Source organism: Pseudarthrobacter sulfonivorans (assembly GCF_001484605.1).
Taxonomy (GTDB): domain Bacteria; phylum Actinomycetota; class Actinomycetes; order Actinomycetales; family Micrococcaceae; genus Arthrobacter; species Arthrobacter sulfonivorans_A.
This window is the reverse complement of sequence record NZ_CP013747.1, coordinates 3,461,233-3,481,108: the sequence shown is the minus strand read 5'-3', so window position 1 is coordinate 3,481,108 and position 19,876 is coordinate 3,461,233. Positions and strand designations below refer to the sequence as shown.

The following is a 19,876-nucleotide window of genomic DNA, read 5'->3' as shown; positions in this document are numbered from 1 at the left end:
CGACGCCGGTGAGGACCAGAAGCACGGCCAGGATGGCGTAGGCCTGCCATTTGGGGCGGCCTTTATGCGGGTTGATATCGATATAGGGCATGGCTAGCTGCGGATACTCCTCGTGGCGGTCACCCGCACTGCGCGTCGCTTCCGGCGCAGCACGTGGTACATCGCAGAGAAGGGAATCAGCAGTGTGCCCAACAGTGCGCACAGCGCCAGGACATAGTCAATGAGAGCCACAACGGTCTCCGAACGTTAGAGTGATCCCCCATGCGATCAGAGGTCACGCTATCGGTCCGTCACGGGATTGACAAATCGCGTCGTTGGCGCGGCGCGCTCCTTGACGATTCAGCTGCGGACGCGGCGACCTGAACGATCCGCAAAGGAGTCCAGGGCGGCAAGGATCTCATCCGAGCGCCAGTGGCGGCCACGCTTGAACTTGTCGAACCCCTGGACAACACCAGCTTCTTCCAAGACCTGCATCTGGCGCCAGATGGTTGCCGGCGAGATTCCAAGCCGCTCCTCTAACAACTCGGCGTTCACCACTGGCTGGCGAGCGAGGAGGTCAGCGATCGTCCACGCCGCAGCATCCTTGCGGGCCTTGATGGCCTCTTTCCACCGTTCTCGGGCCGCGGTGATATCGCCCGCCAATTGCCGGCCATTGTTAATTGCACGGAAGGTCGCCTCAGCGGTAAGCAGGATTATCGCGTCCGGTTCCCCCTTCCTGTAGGCGGTCAGGGCGTCGTGATAGCCACTCACGTCGTTGAGGAGGCCGGCCGACACAGGTACGGTTACCGTGCGCGTCAGGCCCTTGTTGCGGAGCATCGCGTGCAGTAGTGCCCGGCCCGTGCGGCCGTTGCCGTCGGTGAACGGGTGAATGGTTTCGAACTGGGCATGTGCTATCGCAGACTGGGCCAGGATCTGGACATCGTTCCGGCCGACATAATCCATCAGGTCATCCATGAGTTCAGGGACGCGGCGGGAATCCGGGGCTACGAAGTCGGCCCCGGCCGGGCTGAGGCTGGAAGTGCCGATCCAGACCGGCTCCTCCCGGAACCTGCCTGCACCCCGCGGATCCGCATGACGCATAAGGGCGCGGTGCATTTCCAGGACGGTCACCGTTTCCAGGGAGTCGGCGGCGGCCAAGGCGGCGTTCATCGCTGCCACATTGTCCACAACCAGGGTGGCATTTCTTTTGGAGTCATCACCCAGTTCCGCCATCCCGATACTGCGTGCATTGGCGGTGACATTCTCAATCTGAGAGGAGGACACGGACTCGGTGCGCAGCAATATGGCCGAGAAGGGGGCAACGTCACCGCCGAAGTCGTGGTCGAAGTCCCGGATGGCCAGGGCTGCATCTTCAACTGCGGCAGTCACCTCACCGGAGGGCGTGTAACGGATGGACGCGATGAACGGCGGGACCGCTGCCTTGTACGGCACGAATGGGTTTTCAGTCATGGTCCGCGGGCCGGCGCCGATCCTAGTTTCCCACTCCAGCCGTTCCCACCCCAGCGGCGGCCAGCCGCCGCCCGTCTTTGCTTCGACCGTGACGTCAGCCTCGGCGGACGGCGTGAAGTCTTGTTCTCCGAGCCTGTGTGGCTGTTCCACGGTCTCCTAACTCAAACTGAGAATCTTTGTTGCAATGTCTTTCACATCAATCGGAAGTGAAAAGGTCAACACTCAACTATTTCACTTCTTGCTGGATGTGAAAAGATCCGCGCCGAATAATTACAGATCTTTGCGGGACTCAAGCCCTGAGGTTTGCGACAGGACTTCGGCTGCCCCGTGGGCGACTGCACGGTGGCCGTGGCGGCCGAACAGCTGCCGCTCACCGGTTGAGCGCGAGCACCACCACCGCTGCCGCGGCCGCTGCCAGGGCGGCCAGCGCAACGTAGGAAACCGCCTGAAATCGGCGACGGCGGAGCTCACTCCGTGTGTCGCGCGCGTACTGTGTACCCCCATACTTACCCATGCCGCAAGGCTATGAACACTGGCTCAAGGTTTGCTCAAGTCGCGCCGAATGTGACCTCCGTGGCTGCCGGAGGCGCGATGCGGTTGACTGTCCAGATGGAATCCCACGGGTTTGCCGATCTCGCCAAAAAGGACGTAACGCCCGACGCCGGGACGGTCGCCGAGGTGCGTCCCGCCGGTCCTGCGGACCTGGAGGCGATCGCCGCGATCGAGCAAAGCAGCGGCCGCGGTCCGTTGAGCCCTACGGCCATGGCTGCCGCTGTGGCGGACCCGGACAGGCATGTTGTTGTGGCCACCGTTGACGGCGCCGTTATCGGTTGGGGAAAAACGCACCACTGGGACCACGACGACGGGCCGGCACCTTCCGGGCATTACCTCGGCGGGGTGACGGTCCTGCCGGCGTGGCGCAGGCGCGGGGTGGGCGCGGCGCTGACGGAGGAGCGGTTGCGGTGGGTCTGGGCCCGGGCGCCGCAGGCCTGGTACGTGGTCAATGCGGACAACCTCGTGTCCATCGAGCTGCACCGCCGCTGGAACTTCACCGAGACGGCCCGAGGGCCACGGTTCCACACCACCACATTCACGGGCGGGCTGGGCCTTCTGATGTGTGCCGCGGCGCCCGGAACGCCATCGCCACAGACCATACGCGGCAGTACAATCCGGTCATGACCTAGGCTGCAGGGCAACCCACCATGTCGTTCAGCGATGCGATCCTCGCGGGCTTCCGGCAGTATGCCGAGTTTGGGGGCCGCGCCGGCGTGGCCGAGTTCTGGTGGTTCATCCTCTTCGTGACACTGGTAACCAGCGGCCTTGGCGCCCTGAACGTGGCCACCCCAACGGAGTGATCGGTGTCGGTTCCAGCCTTGCCTCGCTCTGGGTGATCGGCACGATGATCCCCACGCTCGCCGTCGGCGTCCGCCGCCTCCGTGATGCCGGCCGCCGGTGGACGGAGCTCTTTTGGCTGCTCATCCCGATCGCTGGCCTGATCGTTATGGCCATTCGTATGTCGGAGCCGTCCAAGCAGTAGCCGTCCAAGCAGTAGCCGGGCGGCCGTAGTAGGGCGTAAGCCCTCAGGCTTTCAGTACAACAACACGCTCATAGTGCTCCACGGTGGGAAACGGCGCGTAGAAATGATGCAGGAGCGCGCGCCATTCCTGGTACTCTGCGGATCCACGGAAACCCTCGGTATGGTCCTCCAGCCGCGCCCATTCCACCAGCAGCAGGTACGTGGATGGGCTCTCGATGCAGCGGGACAGCGTGAGGCCTTGGAATCCGGGCATGGAGCCAATGATCGACTTCGCCTTGCCAAAAGCAGTCTCGAATTCCTCCTCCATGCCGGGCCGGACGGAGAGCAGTGCATGTTCGGTTATCACCCACCCATCATGCCTGAGGTCTCGCTGGGCAGGGGCTCGGTGAGGCACGGTCCGCGGGAGGGCCATTGGACTTCGCGGGAGACATGCTAAGTGCCACCCTCCTGTCCGGCAGCCCCGCCGCCTGACGTGCTCATCCCTCCCCAGGGTTAACGACGACGGCGGGAGAGTAGGTGCCGCCCTCTTGCCCCGTGCGAGGCTTGGATTCTTTGCCACTCCGCCGGGGCAACGGGCGGATGGCGGAGTGGGACAGTGACTTGTCAGGAGGGTTGTCGGCCAGTCACTGGCGGCAGGGTTCAGACTGCCCCGGCCCACTGGGGACCGTTAGCCGCCCGACGGATCACCGTGACACGAGCGCGCAGGTCGGCCGCTGGAATGCGCCGGACCTGATGGACCTGCGAACCCGAGATGTCAGGTGCCCCCGGCGGGGCCGCGTGGCTGGCCGTCGGGGAAAGGTCCAGAATCAGTCCCATGCCGGCGTACTCGCGCAGAGGCTTCGCGCGTGGAAGTCCCAGCGTAACGTCAGCAAACCATGTCAGAGTCTCTGATGCACGCTTGTTGCCACAATGCCCAGTCGGCGGGGTGGATGGTGGGTCTGCCCAGGAAGTAGCCCTGCCCGGAATCATGCCTAGTTGCGTGACGGCTGTGAGTTCCGCCTGAGTTTCGATGCCTTCAGCCACGATCTGGGCGCCGATCTGATGAGCGAATTCAACCATGGCTGCGCCGAGCGCCCGTTGACCCTGGTCGCCGTCGAGTCCGGCGATGAGGCTTCTGTCGAGTTTGATGATGTCGGGCCGGAGCTGCAGGACATGGCGCATGGATGCGAAGCCTGATCCGGCGTCGTCTACGGCTATCCGCAGGCCGCGCTGACGCATGGGTTTCAGGGAGGCCAGCAGCGGTGCGTATTCATCCACAGCCATGCGTTCGGTCAATTCCAGAACGATCCGGTCGAAGGCCAGACCAGATCGTTTCAGCAGCCCGGGCAGTCTGGGGTCCAGGCATGTGTCAGGTGAGAGGTTGAGCGCGACGTACAGGTTTTCGGGGGGCTTGGGGGTCTTGCGGAGTGCCGCTTCGAGTGTGGCGAATTCAAGGTCTCCGCCGAGTCCGACGCTGGTGGCTTCGTTGAACCAGTGGTCTGGACTTCGGCCGTCGTCGCTGGGGAACCGTGCCAGCTCTTCGACGCCGGTCATGGTTCCGGTGGTGAGTTCGTAGATGGGTTGGAAGGCCGTGAGGATCATTCCGCCCTGGACTGTGCTGTCGATGCGTTCCATGGTGCGCTTTTTGAGAAGTGCGCGGACCGTATGGGTGGGCAAGGGCCGGCTGGTTCCTTCGAATCCAGGACCCAGCCCGTCCGGAGTGGGGCGTGACCTGCCGGATACTTCCATCCAGACGGGTGCGCCGTTGCGGTGACGGCAAGAGACCGTGACCCCGGACCAGTCTGAACCGTGATCACCCAAGACCTCGGCGACTGCCTTGCGAGCGCCGGCGAGTTCATCCTGATCGATCACCATGCTGATGGGCCTGCCGATCAGCTCGGCAGGTTCGTAGCCGAGGAACGTTGCGCTGGCCCTGCTCGAGAAGGTGAAGTTTCCGTGGCCATCCACGGCCCAGAGCCATTCCTGGCTGGTATCCCATACGGTTTCCATGAGGTCGGACACGGCCAGGCTCCGGTCACGTTCCCTGCACTGGGTGCGTATGCCCCGCACCGCGGTCCACGCCGCAAGCAGGATCAGACCGCCCGCGATGGCGCCGAGTAAGCCGGCCACGGCTGGAGTCTCCGAGCGGCCACGAGTGCAGTGCGGTGACTATCGCGAGGGCGAAGGCGGTCTGCACGCTGAGCACGCAAAACAGCAGGTGGCTGCCGATGAATGACAGAATGTTTGCCTTGCCCACCGGCCCCATGTTGTTCATGCTAAGCGGGACCGGGTTACTCGGAGGCGGAGGCCCGCGGGTGCCGCATCCGTGATCGGTGCCGCTGACTGCAGGGCCGGGCGGGCTGCGGGCGTCATGGCTGGACGTCAACGAGGTGGGGCTGCGGTTCAGCCTGTGCAGGGTCGGATCCCGCGCGGTAGCGGTAGGTCATGTTTTCGTCCTGGACGACGAAGGTCTCCACGCCACTGCGGGACCAATGCAGGACGAGCAGTCCGTACCTTTCAGCAAGTTTCGCTAGGGTCGGGAAGGTGGTGACGTCGATGACGGGCCGCCCATGGGGCGCCGGCATCGGATGGACGCGCACCAGCAACGCGCCGTAGCGGCGGCGGATGGCCGCGCCTTCGTCGCCGGGCGTGGTGCGGCGCGCGAAAATCATGATGATTGCCCCGATGGCGAGGGCTGCCAGAAGGAGTACAGCTGACACGACGCGGGCCGCAGCCGCGCTGATGCGCGTCTCGTTCAATCCGAGCATGCGGGGCGCGAGGGCAGTCTGCTGCGTCGTGGTTGTGTCAGTGACGGTGAGGGTATCCGGCGCGCCGGCGAGGGTGAGCTGGAGGGGCGTGAGGTTGAGGTTGAGTTTTGGCCGGAATTCGGCTCCCGTCACTGTCGTGACTTGGGGCGTCACCGCGATGGTGACCGGTCCGACCGGGAGACCCGTGACGGCCGATGCTGCCTGTGCCTTGGCTTCGAGAGTGCCCAGGTCCAGCCGGATGCTTCCCTCATAGTCGTTGCCTTTCAAGGTGGCGGGCCCGTCAAGCGGGACGGTTGAGTGCCAGCCGCCCGGTGTGGACAGCTCCGCTGTCACGGACACCGTTCCGGGCTCGCCGTGGTAGGTGAAGTGGACATCAACGGTGTTTGCGAGTTTCCGGAAGACCGGCTCCGGCGAGTTCGCGGTGGTCCCGTCGTAGGCCGGGCTTTGTCCAACATCGGCGGTGTAGGAGAAGTCCATCCGCGTCCCGTTCTTAATCTGGGAGGTCGTGGGTTCCTCCAGTGGCCCGATCCAGGCCAGCACGCCGAGGGCAACGCCGGCGACGGCGAGGATCGTGCCGAGGGCGATGGAAATCCGCAGTGATGGCAGAAGGCTTGCCAGCGCCGGGTGTGTTGCGGGCCGGGTGCTGATGTGGCGGGACATGGCTGCTCTCCTTCGTTTGCGTCGGTGGCGGGTTGTTGCGGCGCCGCCTCCGGCCAGCAGGGCGAATGCCAGCAGACCCAGGACTGGAGGACTCGTGAGGGTTTGGAGCCACAGGCCGCCCTGCGGGATATGGAGCACCGCCCGGCCGGCGAGGTCGTCGCCGCGGGGCCGGAGGGGGTCAATGGACTGATTGTTATCGCCTTTGAAGACGAACGCGCTGTCGTCGCCCCCGATGATCCGGTGAAGGGCCACCTCGTCCTTGCCGGGAAGGTCGTAGGCGGCGATGTCGCCCACTGAGTAGGACGCGGCCCGGGCAACGATGACCAGATCGCCCTGATGGTAGAGGGGGTTCATGCTGACGCCGTGCGTGATGACCACTGCAGCCTGGCCGCTGACCAGGATAGTCCCTGCGCATGCCACCAGAACGGCTGCCGCCACAAAGGAGGCGGTGCGCAGGCGGTAGGTCAGCCGCTGTGCCAAGGCAAACCTCCTATCGGGACGGAAGGGACCGGGACAGGGAGAGCGGCCAGCCCTAATCGGGCCGGCCGCTCAAGGCACTGACTAGCTGACGGTGACGGCGGCGCTGGTCACGCCGGTCTGGCTCGTGGCTGCGGCGGCGTCGCACACGGAAACCCCTCCGGCGTCAATGGCACCGCAGGTGAATGTCGCTGCAGAGCCGCCGGTCAGGACCACCGTGGGGGTCTTGCCGAGAACGCCTGCAGCGAACGTGAGGGTCACCTGATCGACGGCTGTCTTGGTGGCGTCATCGACGAATCCGTATTCCAGGTTGGTAAGCGTGGCGCCAGTAACGGACTGGGTCACGGTACCGCCGACGAACTGGGCTGAGCCTGCCGTGGTGGCGAGACCCGTACCGGTGAAGGCAGAGCCGGCAGCAAGGGCGAGACCTGTAACGGACAGGGCGGTGATGATCTTTGCAGACTTGCGCATTAGATTTCTCTTTCGGTTTTTGGGAAGCCCGGCACCCCTGAGCGGGCCCCGCGGCGGTTGCAACCCCAGCTACAACTGGATGCCGCTGCCAACGAAGACACAGACCGGACTGCGATCCGCATTCCATCGACATCTCGAAGCTAACAGTGCGGAGGCCGGATAAATCCGTTCCTTGGACTAACCTGCGGAAACCCTTGTCAAGGTGCGAAGAATCAGGGGGAACACCAGCACGGCACGGGGGAAACTGCGGAACGGAGGGCAGTCGGTTATGCGCTCTGCTACACATGCTGGACGTGCATTCACCGGCAAGGGCAGATCCTTCACGCGCTCAAGGGAGGGCCAAGGTTTGCGCAGTATCACCCGAAGTCGGGGCTTTATCGTCGCCGGGGCCGTAGCCTCAAAGGATGGTCTTTTCAGCATCCGCCCCCTTCGGTACCGCAGGGGGTGCGAACTCCGCAAGTGCCCTCGAGACTTCCGCGCCGGCCGGAACTTTGACCCCGTTTCCTGGCAGTGAGGAGTTGCCGTTGGTGGACAGGACCGTTCTGCAAGCCTTGGAAGAACAGCTGGGGCAACCGGATATGGCACGGAACTTTGCGAAGGATTATTCGGCGCTATGGGGGCAGCGGGAGCGCCGCCTCGTCGACTCACTGGAGCGAGAGGATCAGGCCGCAGCGCTTGACGCGGCCATCAGCCTGAAAGTCTCCTCCGCCATGGTCGGCGGGTTACGCTTGGCATGTCTCGCTCAGATATTGGAGACCGCCGTCCGGCATGGCGACCTCCGTCGCGGAGCGTCAGCCCTGGCCCTGATTTCGATCCATGGCCCTGCCACGGTGAACGAACTCCAGCACCAGTACCTCCGGCAAGGACGGTAAGTCACGCCTCCGTCGCGGCGGCTGCGGTTACGCGGACCCGCCGGGCGTTGATGGGCTGGCCAGCCGGTAGCCCGCGCCGCGGACCGTCTGCAGCCACAGCGGCGATTCCGGATTATCGCCGAGCTTACGGCGGAGGTTGCCGATGTGTACCTCGACAGCGCGTTCATCGGAGTCACTGATGTAAGCGTCCTCGCGGTAGTACTCGCCCCGGGCGGCGCGGACGAGCTCAGCTCGCGAAAGGACTGCTCCCGACGCGCGGAGCAGTTCGTGGAGGAGATCAAATTCGCTTCGCGTCAGTTCCACACCTTTCCCGCCCACTGCGGCCGTCCGTCTCCGGTAATCCAGCGCCAACCCGTTGTGCCGGAAGACCGATTCCCCCACTCCGGCCTCGGGAGGCAAAGGTTCCGAAGGGGACACAGCCGCAGTAGTGTCCAGCGTCTGCGGACGTGGCCGGCGCAGCATCGCCGCCATCCGCGCCCGCAGCTCCCGGGGCCGGAACGGTTTGGTGATGTAGTCATCGGCCCCTGCCTGGAGTGCTTCCAGCAGATCGGGCTCCTCCGTCCTGCCGGTAAGCATCACGACATAGGCGTTGCTGAACTGGCGGATCCGGCGCAGAACCTCGAACCCGTCAATATCAGGCAGACCCACGTCCAGGGTCACGACATCCGGCCGTATTTCCCGGACCGCCGCTACGCCTTCTCTACCGTCGCTTGCCGTATGGACCTCAAACCCTGATTGACGGAGCACACCCACCAACAGGTTCCGCATGTCCAGGTCATCCTCTATTACTACAGCCACACCCAGGTCGCTCATGGCCCCCCCACGTCAATCTGAAGAATCCCTGTCAGCCCAGCGCTGGCGCGGTATTCAGACCCACAGTCCCTAAGCTACAAGGAACGCCAAGGATGTGCATGAACTTTCATCGATCAGGCATCCGTCGGCTGCTGCATTTTAGGGCCGCCGGCGCACGTATCGTACAGTAGGGCCGTAACCTGGGATGTCCCCCACATCCCGGGCCACATTTCAGAGTTCTTGGATGCGCCGCCAGCGGCCCCAGTCAGGTTCGCGTCCGCAGGTCGCTGTGGGCTCCACTGCTTCGGAGCTCAGCTGGAAATTTCGGCCGCCCAGGCCCTGATCTCCTGGGCGGTGAACCGCACTCCCGGGAGAAGAGTTTGAAGTCTTTCAGTCAATTGCGCTTCCACGGCGAAGAGCGGCATTCCGTTCGCGGTAGCTTGTGATTCCGCAAGCGCCCCTTCCAGCCGCCGCAGCAGAGCGTTCAGTATGGCGTTCGAGGGCAGACGGGGGAATGTCGGGCCAAGTAGAAACTGACTATGACGCGGTCCACCGGTGAGGTGCCCACAATGGCAGTGCGCGTCAGCGGCCAGGGCGCGGCAAATATTTCCCGCGCCTTGTGCTCCACGCCTTCCATTCTGGCCATGTCGACGAGCATAGGACGATGGCGGCCGGAACACAGGTACCTGACCTTGGCCATCACGGCGCGCGCGTCTTTTGCAGTCACCATTGCGCCAGGGGTCCAGCGAAGGTAGACGACGCCGTCGTGAAGTTCCACCGCGGCCTTCTCGCTGTCCAATGGGTGAATCCCCACAAAGTCTCCAAATAAAGTTCCCCGACCGTGGCGGTGAAAGCCACGGATACTCCGTTGGGAGCAACGCAAAGCAGTGATGCACTTCCGATCACTCTAGCTCCACACAATAGGCCAGCCCCGGCATATGGGAGAGAGGGATGGTCCGAATGGCCGGCATATCGCGGGCGTGAGAGCATTAAATTGCCGGACGGAAGTCCATTTGTCTGTGACGCTCCGGCTGGCTGGGCATCGTAATTTTTGGAGGTGGTGTGTTCGGTGGGTACTGAAGCGGAGATCTGGCGTGTCGATCCTGCGACGCTGCGCGATGTTCTGCTGGACAAAGCCGCGGTGGAGAACCGGCTTGAGGGATGTCCGGCCCTGGAACGGGTGTGGATCCTGTCCCTGCTCGGACGGGACGACGAAGCATTGGCCGAAGGACGCCGCCTTCTGGCGGGCTCGCATGACCCGCTTCGGCCGCTGCTCGTCCTTGCCCATGCCCACCAGCGACAGTACGGCTGGCATGAAGCGGCCACATTGCACGAACAGGCACTCCGCCTGGCCGCCACTCCCGCCCGCGAAGCGCTGGTCCGGCACCAGATCGGCCGACGCCTCTTCCAAGAGGCAAGATACTACGACGCCGCAGCCGAATTCGAGTGGGCATCGGACCTGTACAGAACCGCGGGCCGTGACAACCTCTCAAAGAGATCCCACCAGGCCATGAAACGTGCCCGGGAAGTTTGCAGCCTCAGCTGAGCCTACCCAGCCACGGAGACCGGCGAATTCCCGCCCGCGTCGAACTGTCAGTTTCCTGCGGCAGAGGTCATGGATCCTGCATGATTGCCCAAAGTTGGCCAGTCAGTGCAGCGGCCGTGTCTCCTGCAGGCGCTTGATGAACCAGCGTGACTGCTCCGGGCCGTAGGGCAGCACAGGGATGGCCTTCGTGGCGTCGGTGGGGGTTTCGCGGATGGACTGCTGGGCCTGGCGCACGGCTGTGGTCATGGTGTTGGCCATGGTCTTGACGAACTGGTCGCTGCAGGGCTGGCCGTGGCCGGGGATCAGGAACTCGTACCGGTGGCGCAGGGCCGAGATGTGGCGCAGGGAGTCGGCCCATTCCTCCGGGTAGGAGTCCTCGAAGGACGGGTGCGCGCCCTGCTCCACGAGGTCGCCCACAAAGAGGGTGGTGGGGGTGCCCACCAGGAGGTCGCCGTCGGTGTGGCCGCGGCCCAGGTAGAAGAGGGTCACGGTGATCCCGCCCAGGTCCACCAGCACGGGCTGGTCCTTGACGATGGCATTGGGCACCACCAGTTCCACGTTCTCACCCTCGCCGGTGGACATCTCCGGCTCCAGCGTTCCCACGAACCGGCGCTGCAGGTCCCCGTGGTCGTCGATCTCCTGGGCGCAGTTTTCGTGTGCCCAGAACTCGGTGGCGCCGTCGGATGCGAAGACAGCGTTGCCGAAGAAGTGGTCGTAGTGCGCGTGCGTGTTGACCACCACCAGGGGCAAAGAGGTCTTCTCCCGCACCGCGTCCAGGATCTCGCGCCCCTGCCGCGGCCCGCAGCCGGTATCGACCACCATGGCCCGCTCGGAGCCCACAATTAGGCCGGTGTTCAGCAGTGATCCTTCGGTAACCAGCACGTAGTTGTCCGCGCCGACGTCGAGCCATTCTGACATTGTTTCTCCGTACCTCCGGAAAGCGACTGCGTTCTTCTTGGCCCCGATTCTACCCGCGGGCCCTTGGAGTTTCCGGGATGCGGGACGCGGTCCGGGCCGCATGTGGAGATCCACATTCCTGGCCGGGATCTCGCCTTAAATCCATCGAACTGCGTAACATCTCGCTATGCAGACAAAACAACACGCGTGCTTCTGTGATCACTGCGGCAGGATCACGAACCACGTGACCCACTATGTAAAGGCCGACGGCGGTGGCCAGCTGATCGCGACGGTGCGGTGCGCTGAACATGCGGAGGAAGCCGTCTGACAGGACAGGTGCGATCTTGCGGGCGACCGCGCTTCCCGGCCCCGCGGTGAAGGCCATATGGGCCTCCTTACGGCCATTCAAGCAAGCCGGGCAGGGGTGAGGCGTACGACGGCGGCACGCGCCGCCGTCGTACCCCTCACCTCCTCAGCGGGTCATCTGTCCCGCCGTACGCGCTGATTATGAAGTCGCCTTTGCCTGCTTCTTTTCCGTGCCTGTGTTGTAGGCGCCATAGTTCATGACCTGCGATCCCGACAACGATGCCCCCACCGCTGTCACGCGAACGGATCCCTGCGGGATCTGCTTCTGACCGGTCTCAAATTCGTAACTGCTGGATGAGCCCGGTGCAATGTCTCCGAGGTTTTTTGCCCCAAAAAGACTGTCCAGTGAAAGCGATTTGACCTCGGATGAGGAGTTCGACACCCTGACTTCCAGGATCACCTTTCCAGATAGGAATTTCGGGGTTACAACAGCACTAATCCCGTCCGGAAGGACCTGGGGAACCACCACCTGGGACTGGAGAACCACAGGTGGTTTACCTGGAACCGCCGCGGTGGCTGTCACGGTCCCGCTCTCGGCTGTAGGAACGGGGATAACCGACTCGGCGTACCCCTGCGCATCACTCAGGACCTTGTATGTCTGCGAGCCTCCGGTGAAGGATGCCGGCCCCTCGATCCGGAACTCCACTTCTGCGCGGGCGACAGCCTTACCGGCGCTGTCCAGCAGCCTCACCGCGTACGGCTTGAGCAGGTTCTCGGGGGCAACGACCGTCTCCGGGATGATCTGCGCTACAGCCGCAGCCCAGCCAGCACGGACTTCAAGGGTGAGGAACCTCTGTCCCTGCCACGCGTGGCCGATCACTGACACCTGGAACTTCCAGAAGCCCGGCGGTACACGCCCGCTGACGGCTCCTTCGGGAGTGACCTTAAGCTCAACACCAGCAGGCAAAGGCCCGCCAGCGAGTTCCCAAAGTGCCGTGGCTCCCTCAAGCGTTTTGGTGGTGAATTGAGTCTGAAATTGGCCATTGCCTGCCGCTTCAATCCTGTGCGGGTCAGCCTCCGGAATTGCAACACTCATGAGCCGATCACGCATCAGACTCGCAAATTTCAGCAGTTCCGTTTCTCGCCTTTCCTTGTAACTCGTGTGCACGCCCAGTCCCTTGGTGATTTCAGTGCCGTCACGTTCAAGGGCAGCCTCTCCAACAGTTGCGACGGTGTCGCAGACCAAGTCGTTCTCATCGCACAGAGAAAATGTGTGATCAGCAAGGTGGATGGGAACTTCCGGCTGCCAAACAGGCCGTGCAATCCCGTACTTGTATTGGGCCGTACCCCACGTGCGCCCTCCAATGAATGGGCTGTTGGCGCCGTTCGCGAGGAGGAAGACCCCAGCGACTTTGCTCGATGGAACCAAGCCGGGAGACTCGGAAATGGCACGTGAGACAACGATGCCGCCCTGAGAATAGCCGCCCAGAACATACTTTTCGTTCACACAGTTCTTTTCTTGGCGATTAGCCAGGAAGCGCTTGAGTTCGATCACCCCAGATTCAATGCTGCTCATGTAATCTGGGGCGTCGACAGTTATGTCGCCGCCGACAAGCGGGACCGCCGCGGCAGGGTAGTCAACACGAACCGCCTCATATGTTCTGCCGGAGTCGCGTAGCTTCACCAGATCTTTTGCCACATCCTTCAGGGCCGATCCCAGCAACGTTTCGCCGGAACCAGCTGCACCTATAAACAGGACATCCTGGCATTGTAAATCCGCTGTGCTGTCAGAAATGCGGAGGTCGGGGTCTGTCTCGGGAGTATGCGGCGGAGGAGTCACCGGCATCTCGAGGACCCTGTGCATGGGTGTCACGTCGCCGTTTTCCAACTGGGTAACCACTGCATAGTATTTCCCCAGTTGGCTGCTGGCGGCAGCCAACTGGCGTACAAGGGCGCGCTCCGAAAATTGCCCCTCGGTCACCAGCTTCCACTCCCCGGACTCCAAGTTGTTGCGGGAGTACAGGAAGTATTGAGCGGCGCCCGTGCTGCGTTGCCAGCCGATGGTCAGCTCCCTGTCAAACCAGAGGCCTCCCCATATGCCATCCACGTTTGAATTCGGCGTTCGGGACGAGTGCGTCGCTACGGGTGCGTAGTCAACCTCCACGCTTCCACCGGTTGAGACTATGAAGCTCTTCCGAAGGTCGTCATCGTCAACCCCAACGTCTCCTGAGCCGCGCGAGTAGACAATAAAGTCCTTCTCCAGCACCTCACCAGGCAGGAGCGCGGCCGCTGACATCTTGTAGCTGACATCAGGAGCCAGAAGGTAATTCGTGCCCGCGGAAACCTCGAACGCCGGGTTGTAGACCGGTATCCCGGAGCCCTCCGGCGTTTGGTTGCGCAGCTTCACCGTGACGCGGAACGGGTGAAGTTCTTCCGCCGACGGATCGGCGATCACTTCCATCTCCAGTGCGGAGCCGCCCCAAACCTTCAAGGGCCTTTCCGTGCTGGCCTCGAGGCGGACCGGCGTACCTACAGGCTCCAGCACACCCGTGTAAGTAGCACCGATGTTGTATTCGCCTTCGGTGTCACCCCTGAGGGTCCAGTAGATTGTGGTGCTTTCGCCGCCCGGGATGTCCCCTGCCGGGACGAGGGCAGTCTGCAGGGCCGACGTGGGGGCAAGGCTGATCCCTGCGGGCAGGGCAATTTCAGCCTGTCCCTTGGTGAAGGTGAACGCCGCGTCCGAAAGGTTCTGGACAACGAGGCGGGCCTCAAAGAACTCCTTGAGGTAGCTGCCACGTGTCGGCACAATCAGCCACTGCACGATGCGCTGGCCGCCAACAGTCGTGGTGCTCGGAGCGAAATCGTAGTTTCCGATTGTGATACCGGTCGTGTTGGAGTTGACCCAGTAGACCGGCTGCGTTGGATCGCTTCGGACGCCGACCTGGTCGTCGAGGTTCCAATAGACCTGAAGTGGTGGCACCTCGGCAGCTTGTTCGCCGTTGACGGCAAGGTGGATTTCAGATTCGAACACCTGCTGGTTCTCAGGCGCCGCGGGGTCGATACCGAGGTCCGTTATTTCACCGATGGTCAACGTGCGCGTATCAAGAATTGCAGAACCGACATCCCCGGTTGTCAGTACCGCCTCTACGGCGCCTGTTTCGCCGCTAACAACCGCCTGCACCACAAGGGGAAGGTGGCCGCCGGCGGACACGAAGACACTGTGCCCGCCGTCGGGCAATCCTCGAAGGACGGCGATGCCGTCCGTACCGGAGGTGGCGGTAACGCGCCGGCCGTCGGAAAGGTTGGTGGTCACGACGGCCCCGGACAGGAGGCTGGCGCCCGACTTCACCGTCACCGCGAGCCCTGGCAGGACACTGGCCTGTTCGACTCTGACCGTCGTGGAGGAAGTGGCTGCCTCGCTGCCGTTACGGACAGTCAGCGAGACAACGAACTCGCCGGCTGCTGAGTACACGTGCTGGGCCCTCAATCCGCTACCTGTACTGCCGTCGCCAAAGTCCCAGTTGAATTCGTGAATCAATGCCAGTGGCTTGGAGCGGCCCGCATCAAACACCAACGGCTGGCCGGTCTCGGCCTGTTGCGGCTCGCCGGCGTCGGCTAGCAGAGGCTCCGGCAGGACTGCGCTGATCCTTGCCGTCGTGGAAGTTGACCCGGCAGCGTCCCGTACGGTGGCGTGCACCAGGTAAGAGCCGGCCTGGGTGTAGGCGTGGCTGATCGTCTGGCTGCTTGGATAACTGCCCTGGACGCCCGCGCCGTCGCCGAAGTCGATGGTGTAGGAAAGTGCATCACCATCAGCATCGGTCGCGTCGAGCGTGTACGTCACCGCCTTGCCAACCTCGACGGCGGCGGCTGAAGTGGACAGCTCAAGCTGCGGTGCCGTATTGGGATCTTTAATCGTGAGGTCGTAGGCGAACGGAGCAACACCGTCTGCTGTGGCAATAATCGACAACGTGCCGGCCGACGCCCCAGCATTTACCAAGGGCGAATAGATCCAGCCGTCCGCATTCGTCGTCCCCGTGTAGGTTACAGAACCGTCGGCGAAGCTTGACCCGCTCGAGTCGGTGACGGTGAAGGTGACGCTGACCTGCTCAGTCGGGTTGCCCTCGGCGTCCAGGGCACGAATGCCCAGCGGGACCGGGAAAACACCACGTGCGGTCGCTGATTGTTGGTTACCCGTGGCTTCGGTCAGGACCGCTGGCGTCGCCAGCGGCTCTGTGGTCAGCGTAAAGGTCTGCGGTGCCAAAGTTCCAGACGCCGCCGTTATGGTGGCTCCGCCCGTTTCGGTTCCTGCGGTGATCGCACCGGAGCTCGCCCGCCCCTGGCTGTCGGTGATGGCGTAGGTCCTGAAGGTTCCCGCGAAGTTCGCCCGGCTGGGTGTCTCGGCTGTGAAACGGACGCGTTGGTTGGCTACGGGATTTCCGGCGTCGTCCTTAACAACTACCTGTACCGGATCAAAAGTCTTGCCGACCTTCACAACCTGGCCATCGCCCGAGATTTTTTCCATGATTCGCGCGGAGCTGAGGACGGCCATGTCAAAGACTGCCGGAGATATTCCCTCGGCGGTTGCGGTAACCATGAAGCTTCCGCCTTGGCTTCCCGCGAAGAGTGCGGGTGAAACCACGTATCCTGCCGCGTCCGATGTAACGACGGCCGAGGAGGTTCGCGCGCCATTGTCGAGGACGAAGTACGCGTCTGTAGACCCTTCAATGGCCCAGGTGACGGGAACATTGGGGATGCCTACGGCCACATCCGCGTTGGAGACCCGGGCTGAGAGCCGTGAAGGGAAGCCAGCGTTTGGTTGAACGTTCTGGTTTCCTCCACCGGGATTGTCCAGCACGTTCGCAGCCGGGAATGCAAGGGCTTCAAGGCTGAAGGGCGTATAGATCTGGCCGCTGTGCTCCACAGTCACGTTGAATGGCCCGGTGGTGTTACCCACATAGACGCCGGCGTAGTGGGAGTATCCCGGTGCCGCTTCGCCGTTGGCGTCTGTCATAGCCGAAACTTCGGAGGACCAGGTGTAAGCGAACCGGTGTTCGAGCTCCGGTGGCAACCTGAAGGTCACCGCCTGGTTTGGAACGGCGTACCCGTCCGAATCCTTGGCCACTATGCGCAACCCGGACGTGTAATTGTTGGGGTAGAGCTTTTGACCGTCACCGGCTATGGCCGAGACGGTAGCGACCGGACCAACAACGCGAAGGCCGTCCCAGCGCAGCTCATTGGATTCGCCGCTCTTGGCTGTAACCGAGAACGTACCCCTGACTTCGCCTGCGGCGATCGTCGGTGAGGGCAGGTTGCCCCACCGGTCTGCTGTGAGGACTACCTGCTGCTCCAGGCTGACCGCCCCCGTTGCGGGGTCGGTGATCTTGAACCGGGCCTCGGTTTCTCCTTCGATGGCAAAGGTGACCTGGGCATAGCCTGCAGCATTGCCGCTGCTGTCACGTGCGTAGGCATAGGGGAAACCATAGAGGTCGTCGCCGGTCTTAATGTGGGGTGCGATTTGGGCCCAGGTCTCCAGGACAGCGGCCGCCGGGAACGCTTTCACTTTGAAGGTGAAGGATTCGGCCTGTATCCCAGCCGCGGCGACATCGACGATGACGTCGCCCGGGGCTTCAGGGCCAGCTTCAGCGCAAAGCGCCACGGACGTATATGCCTGCCCGAAGGCATCGCTCCTTACGGTTAGGGTTTTGTTGCCGCTTATCTGACCACCGCAGTAACCCCACCAGTACCCGGAGAATGAAGCGCCGCCTTCCCGGACAGTGAAGGTGACTTCCTCGTTGCTGACGGGGTTACCGGCTTCATCCTGGACACGGACACTGAGATAGCCAAAGCTGTCCTCGGGAAGTGCCTGAAGGCCATCCTGCGAAATCTTGGTGATGCTGCTGGCTCCGCCACTGACTGAAAGATTGACCTGTACGTCGGGAACGCTTGGTGCGGATACTTTCAGGTTGACACTTCCGGGTGTGTCGCCGGCCACGATGGTGGGGGCCTGCGCGTAACCGTAGCGCGACGCGGTGACAGTCACAGGCCCGTCCACCCGCTGGCCCTGTCCGTCCACAAAATAGCTTCCCGTGCTTCCGCCAAGCTCAAATGTCACGTCGGTGTAGCCGGCGTAAGGCCAGGTCTGGCTGTCGGCAAGGATGTCTACCGGCCCAAACATTTCACCCGGCTTCGCCGAGAGGCCTTCGCCGCCAACCACCAGCAGCTGCTTGACGGCCGGATAGCTCACAACCGTGTACGCCGCGTCAGCCCGCTGCCCGCCTGCAAGGGTCGCGCTGAGGGCACCCGGGCCGTAGGAAGTCTTCCCGGCGCCCGTGTAAAGAGCATCCCCTGCGTAGGCAACGCCGTTGGAGTCGGTGATGCCCGTGCGGCTCTTCTCACTGCCGTCGGTGCCGCGGCCAATCCCGATCGCGCCGCTCTCGACCGTGAAGGTGACCGTCTGGTTGCCCACGGGCCGTCCGTCGCTGTCGGTGACAACGGCGTAAGGCCAGCCGAGGCTCGAGTCGGGGTACGCCGTGGTGCCGGTCTCTGGATAAATCCGGATCGACGTCGGCTGCCCCACCACGTCGAGGTCGAAGACGAGTTCGCCCGCGAAATCGGGCGTGGTTGCTTTGACGCTAAACCCACCCACTGCCTCCCCGCTCCAGAGGACCGGGGAGGCAGCCCGACCGTAACGGTCCGCCTCGACCGTCAGGGACGTGACCCGGGCAGCATTCGGCCCTTCAAAGTAGGCACCGCCGCCGTTGACGATGCCGAAAGTCACGGGCGCATACCCCGCCGCCCGGCCTTGTTCGTCCCGGGCGTAGACACCGAGCGGCGAAGCAAAAGCTCCGCCGATGGCAGTGGTCTGCCCTCCACCGTATTCCTGCGTCAGGTTCCATGCCCTGGGCTGCTTGGCAACCTTGAGGTGGAAGTCTGTGGTCTTGCCGCCGCTCGAGGTGCCAACGGTAAGGGACGTGCCCGACGCCGCGTGGCCTGCATTTGCGCGGAGCGTGTACCTCGGCACGGTGACGGTGCCATCCCACTGGCTGGAGGTATCAAAGGCCTTCTGGGCCTCACCTGTGTTCGTGAAGCTGGCTTCACCGGTTACCAGAAACGTAGTTTTCCTGTAGGCCAAGGCCTGGCCGTGGATATCTCGAAGAACTGCTTGGAGCGGTTGATAAAAGTCTTCCCCTGCTACTTCCTGGTTGTCACCGGTAAGAATTTCTATGCTCTCGACGGGAGCCAACGGGATGGAAAACGGAACGGCGTCAGCGCCCGCGAGCCTCGCGTCAATTTCTGCAGCCACGGCATACCCATCAGGGCCGAGTCCGGATCGGAGCACCTGGTAGTAGTTTCCGCCCTCACTTGTGGAGGCCACGCCATCCTGATTGGTCGTGATCGTTGCGGTGGGATATGACCAGGCGAAATTTGCTGTGCCGTCCTTGGCGACAAACTCAATCTGGGTGTCAGGAACCGGATGACCGTCGCCGTCGACCGCGCGAACTGAGAGCGGCTTTATTACTTCGTAGGGGCTGTGAAGCTCCTGGTCGCGGCCTGCAACGTATTCCAGCCTTTCTGCAACCGTTGAATGGATCTGGTCGAAAGTGAAGGATGCGGAGGAGCCAGTCACGCTGGCCTCTACCGTGATGCTGCCCGCGTAATTCCCGCCCGCAACGAGGCCGCTCATCGCTTCGCTGTAGCGGCTGCTGGCAGACGCGACGCCTTCCGCGTTGGTGGCCGTCTCCATGGTGGTGGTGTTGGTCCGGTCAAAGAAGGCGTCGCCCGCGGTGACTTCGAACTTAATGGTGGCTCCCGCCACCGGAGAACCAGTTTCATCAGCCAGTCGCACTGACAAAACTTTGGGGCTGTAATTGCCGGGTCGCATTCGTTGATCGGTTTCGCTCTGGTTCTGCGCAACCATTGTCCAGGCAGGCAAGACATCGCCCAATGCAGCCGGTTCCGGCGCCGAGGGGCTTGAGGGTGCGGTTGAGGACTCCGACGGGGAGGGAAGGGGTTCCACCGCACCTGCTGGGATTACTGAGGCCGGCAGCAGGACCATGTATCCCGCCAGGAGTGATGAGGCGACACCTACAGAGACGGCGTGCCTCAGGCGGGCCATCCAGGA

Annotated in this window: 17 protein-coding genes; 6 read left to right on the top strand and 11 right to left on the bottom strand. The window is 63.1% G+C overall.

The features are described from left to right. Nucleotides 1-93: 93 nt before the first annotated feature. The 3 genes from AU252_RS23910 to AU252_RS23905 all read right to left on the bottom strand — a co-directional run bounded on the left by AU252_RS23910 (nucleotide 94) and on the right by AU252_RS23905 (nucleotide 1,963). Complete coding sequence (locus AU252_RS23910; RefSeq protein WP_157769002.1) at nucleotides 94-231, bottom strand: hypothetical protein; 138 nt, start codon at nucleotides 229-231, stop codon at nucleotides 94-96. A gap of 108 nt (nucleotides 232-339) precedes the next feature. Further along, the gene (locus AU252_RS24810) at nucleotides 340-1,599 is read right to left on the bottom strand and encodes a Fic family protein (protein ID WP_205630585.1); all 1,260 of its coding nucleotides are present in this window, start codon (nucleotides 1,597-1,599) and stop codon (nucleotides 340-342) included. 220 nt (nucleotides 1,600-1,819) lie between these two features. Continuing rightward, entirely contained in the window at nucleotides 1,820-1,963 is a 144-nt protein-coding gene (locus AU252_RS23905; RefSeq protein ID WP_157769001.1) for a hypothetical protein, read from the bottom strand. Between the two features lie 95 nt (nucleotides 1,964-2,058). Between AU252_RS23905 and AU252_RS15705 the strand changes: the two genes are divergently transcribed. The 3 genes from AU252_RS15705 to AU252_RS24605 are packed head-to-tail and all read left to right on the top strand — an operon-like array spanning nucleotide 2,059 to nucleotide 2,986. Beyond that, nucleotides 2,059-2,628 carry a GNAT family N-acetyltransferase gene (locus tag AU252_RS15705; protein WP_083510599.1) on the top strand — a complete coding sequence of 190 codons (570 nt, stop codon included), beginning with the start codon at nucleotides 2,059-2,061 and terminating at the stop codon, nucleotides 2,626-2,628. Between the two features lie 23 nt (nucleotides 2,629-2,651). After that, nucleotides 2,652-2,804 carry a DUF805 domain-containing protein gene (locus AU252_RS24610; RefSeq protein ID WP_240484202.1) on the top strand — a complete coding sequence of 51 codons (153 nt, stop codon included), beginning with the start codon at nucleotides 2,652-2,654 and terminating at the stop codon, nucleotides 2,802-2,804. Continuing rightward, nucleotides 2,801-2,986: a DUF805 domain-containing protein gene (locus AU252_RS24605; RefSeq protein ID WP_240484201.1), complete on the top strand. Its 186-nt coding sequence runs from the start codon at nucleotides 2,801-2,803 to the stop codon at nucleotides 2,984-2,986. The genes AU252_RS24610 and AU252_RS24605 overlap by 4 nt, the downstream gene beginning before the upstream one ends. A 43-nt stretch (nucleotides 2,987-3,029) precedes the next feature. Here AU252_RS24605 and AU252_RS15695 read toward each other — a convergent pair whose 3' ends face one another. The 4 genes from AU252_RS15695 to AU252_RS15680 form a co-directional block, all read right to left on the bottom strand. Further along, the gene (locus AU252_RS15695) at nucleotides 3,030-3,332 is read right to left on the bottom strand and encodes an antibiotic biosynthesis monooxygenase family protein (RefSeq protein WP_058931532.1); all 303 of its coding nucleotides are present in this window, start codon (nucleotides 3,330-3,332) and stop codon (nucleotides 3,030-3,032) included. Nucleotides 3,333-3,625: 293 nt separating this feature from the next. Then, a complete protein-coding gene (locus AU252_RS15690) occupies nucleotides 3,626-5,095 on the bottom strand; it encodes a sensor domain-containing phosphodiesterase (protein ID WP_058931531.1) in 1,470 nt (489 codons plus the stop codon). Between the two features lie 239 nt (nucleotides 5,096-5,334). Beyond that, nucleotides 5,335-6,873, bottom strand: a complete 1,539-nt coding sequence (locus AU252_RS15685) for a signal peptidase I (protein ID WP_058931530.1) — start codon at nucleotides 6,871-6,873, stop codon at nucleotides 5,335-5,337. Between the two features lie 81 nt (nucleotides 6,874-6,954). Continuing rightward, the gene (locus AU252_RS15680; RefSeq protein WP_058931529.1) at nucleotides 6,955-7,341 is read right to left on the bottom strand and encodes a hypothetical protein; all 387 of its coding nucleotides are present in this window, start codon (nucleotides 7,339-7,341) and stop codon (nucleotides 6,955-6,957) included. A gap of 527 nt (nucleotides 7,342-7,868) precedes the next feature. On the opposite strand from AU252_RS15680, the gene AU252_RS15675 reads away from it, so the two are divergent. Continuing rightward, nucleotides 7,869-8,213: an Hpt domain-containing protein gene (locus AU252_RS15675; RefSeq protein WP_240484200.1), complete on the top strand. Its 345-nt coding sequence runs from the start codon at nucleotides 7,869-7,871 to the stop codon at nucleotides 8,211-8,213. Nucleotides 8,214-8,240: 27 nt separating this feature from the next. Here AU252_RS15675 and AU252_RS15670 read toward each other — a convergent pair whose 3' ends face one another. Together AU252_RS15670 and AU252_RS15665 are read right to left on the bottom strand one after the other, a co-directional pair. Further along, a complete protein-coding gene (locus AU252_RS15670; protein ID WP_058931527.1) occupies nucleotides 8,241-9,026 on the bottom strand; it encodes a response regulator transcription factor in 786 nt (261 codons plus the stop codon). A 463-nt stretch (nucleotides 9,027-9,489) separates the two neighbouring features. Next, nucleotides 9,490-9,819 (bottom strand): hypothetical protein, encoded by a 330-nt coding sequence (locus AU252_RS15665; RefSeq protein ID WP_083510438.1) that lies wholly within the window; start codon nucleotides 9,817-9,819, stop codon nucleotides 9,490-9,492. 255 nt (nucleotides 9,820-10,074) lie between these two features. Between AU252_RS15665 and AU252_RS15660 the strand changes: the two genes are divergently transcribed. Next, nucleotides 10,075-10,551 (top strand): hypothetical protein, encoded by a 477-nt coding sequence (locus tag AU252_RS15660; RefSeq protein ID WP_058931526.1) that lies wholly within the window; start codon nucleotides 10,075-10,077, stop codon nucleotides 10,549-10,551. Nucleotides 10,552-10,653: 102 nt separating this feature from the next. On the opposite strand, the gene AU252_RS15655 is transcribed toward AU252_RS15660, so the two are convergent. After that, nucleotides 10,654-11,469, bottom strand: a complete 816-nt coding sequence (locus AU252_RS15655) for an MBL fold metallo-hydrolase (protein ID WP_058931525.1) — start codon at nucleotides 11,467-11,469, stop codon at nucleotides 10,654-10,656. A 166-nt stretch (nucleotides 11,470-11,635) separates the two neighbouring features. Between AU252_RS15655 and AU252_RS23900 the strand changes: the two genes are divergently transcribed. Further along, nucleotides 11,636-11,776, top strand: coding sequence for a hypothetical protein (locus tag AU252_RS23900; protein WP_157769000.1), 141 nt, complete (start codon nucleotides 11,636-11,638; stop codon nucleotides 11,774-11,776). Between the two features lie 177 nt (nucleotides 11,777-11,953). On the opposite strand, the gene AU252_RS15650 is transcribed toward AU252_RS23900, so the two are convergent. After that, nucleotides 11,954-19,600, bottom strand: a complete 7,647-nt coding sequence (locus tag AU252_RS15650; protein WP_167349839.1) for a PKD domain-containing protein — start codon at nucleotides 19,598-19,600, stop codon at nucleotides 11,954-11,956. Nucleotides 19,601-19,876 lie beyond the last annotated feature (276 nt).

What these genes read in the sequence shown, in the direction of transcription:
- AU252_RS23905 (WP_157769001.1), bottom strand. Translation starts at nt 1,963, where the DNA reads ATGGGTAAGTATGGGGGTACACAGTACGCGCGCGACACACGGAGTGAG.
- AU252_RS15705 (WP_083510599.1), top strand. Translation starts at nt 2,059, where the DNA reads ATGGAATCCCACGGGTTTGCCGATCTCGCCAAAAAGGACGTAACGCCC.
- AU252_RS24610 (WP_240484202.1), top strand. Translation starts at nt 2,652, where the DNA reads ATGTCGTTCAGCGATGCGATCCTCGCGGGCTTCCGGCAGTATGCCGAG.
- AU252_RS15680 (WP_058931529.1), bottom strand. Translation starts at nt 7,341, where the DNA reads ATGCGCAAGTCTGCAAAGATCATCACCGCCCTGTCCGTTACAGGTCTC.
- AU252_RS15670 (WP_058931527.1), bottom strand. Translation starts at nt 9,026, where the DNA reads ATGAGCGACCTGGGTGTGGCTGTAGTAATAGAGGATGACCTGGACATG.
- AU252_RS15655 (WP_058931525.1), bottom strand. Translation starts at nt 11,469, where the DNA reads ATGTCAGAATGGCTCGACGTCGGCGCGGACAACTACGTGCTGGTTACC.
- AU252_RS23900 (WP_157769000.1), top strand. Translation starts at nt 11,636, where the DNA reads ATGCAGACAAAACAACACGCGTGCTTCTGTGATCACTGCGGCAGGATC.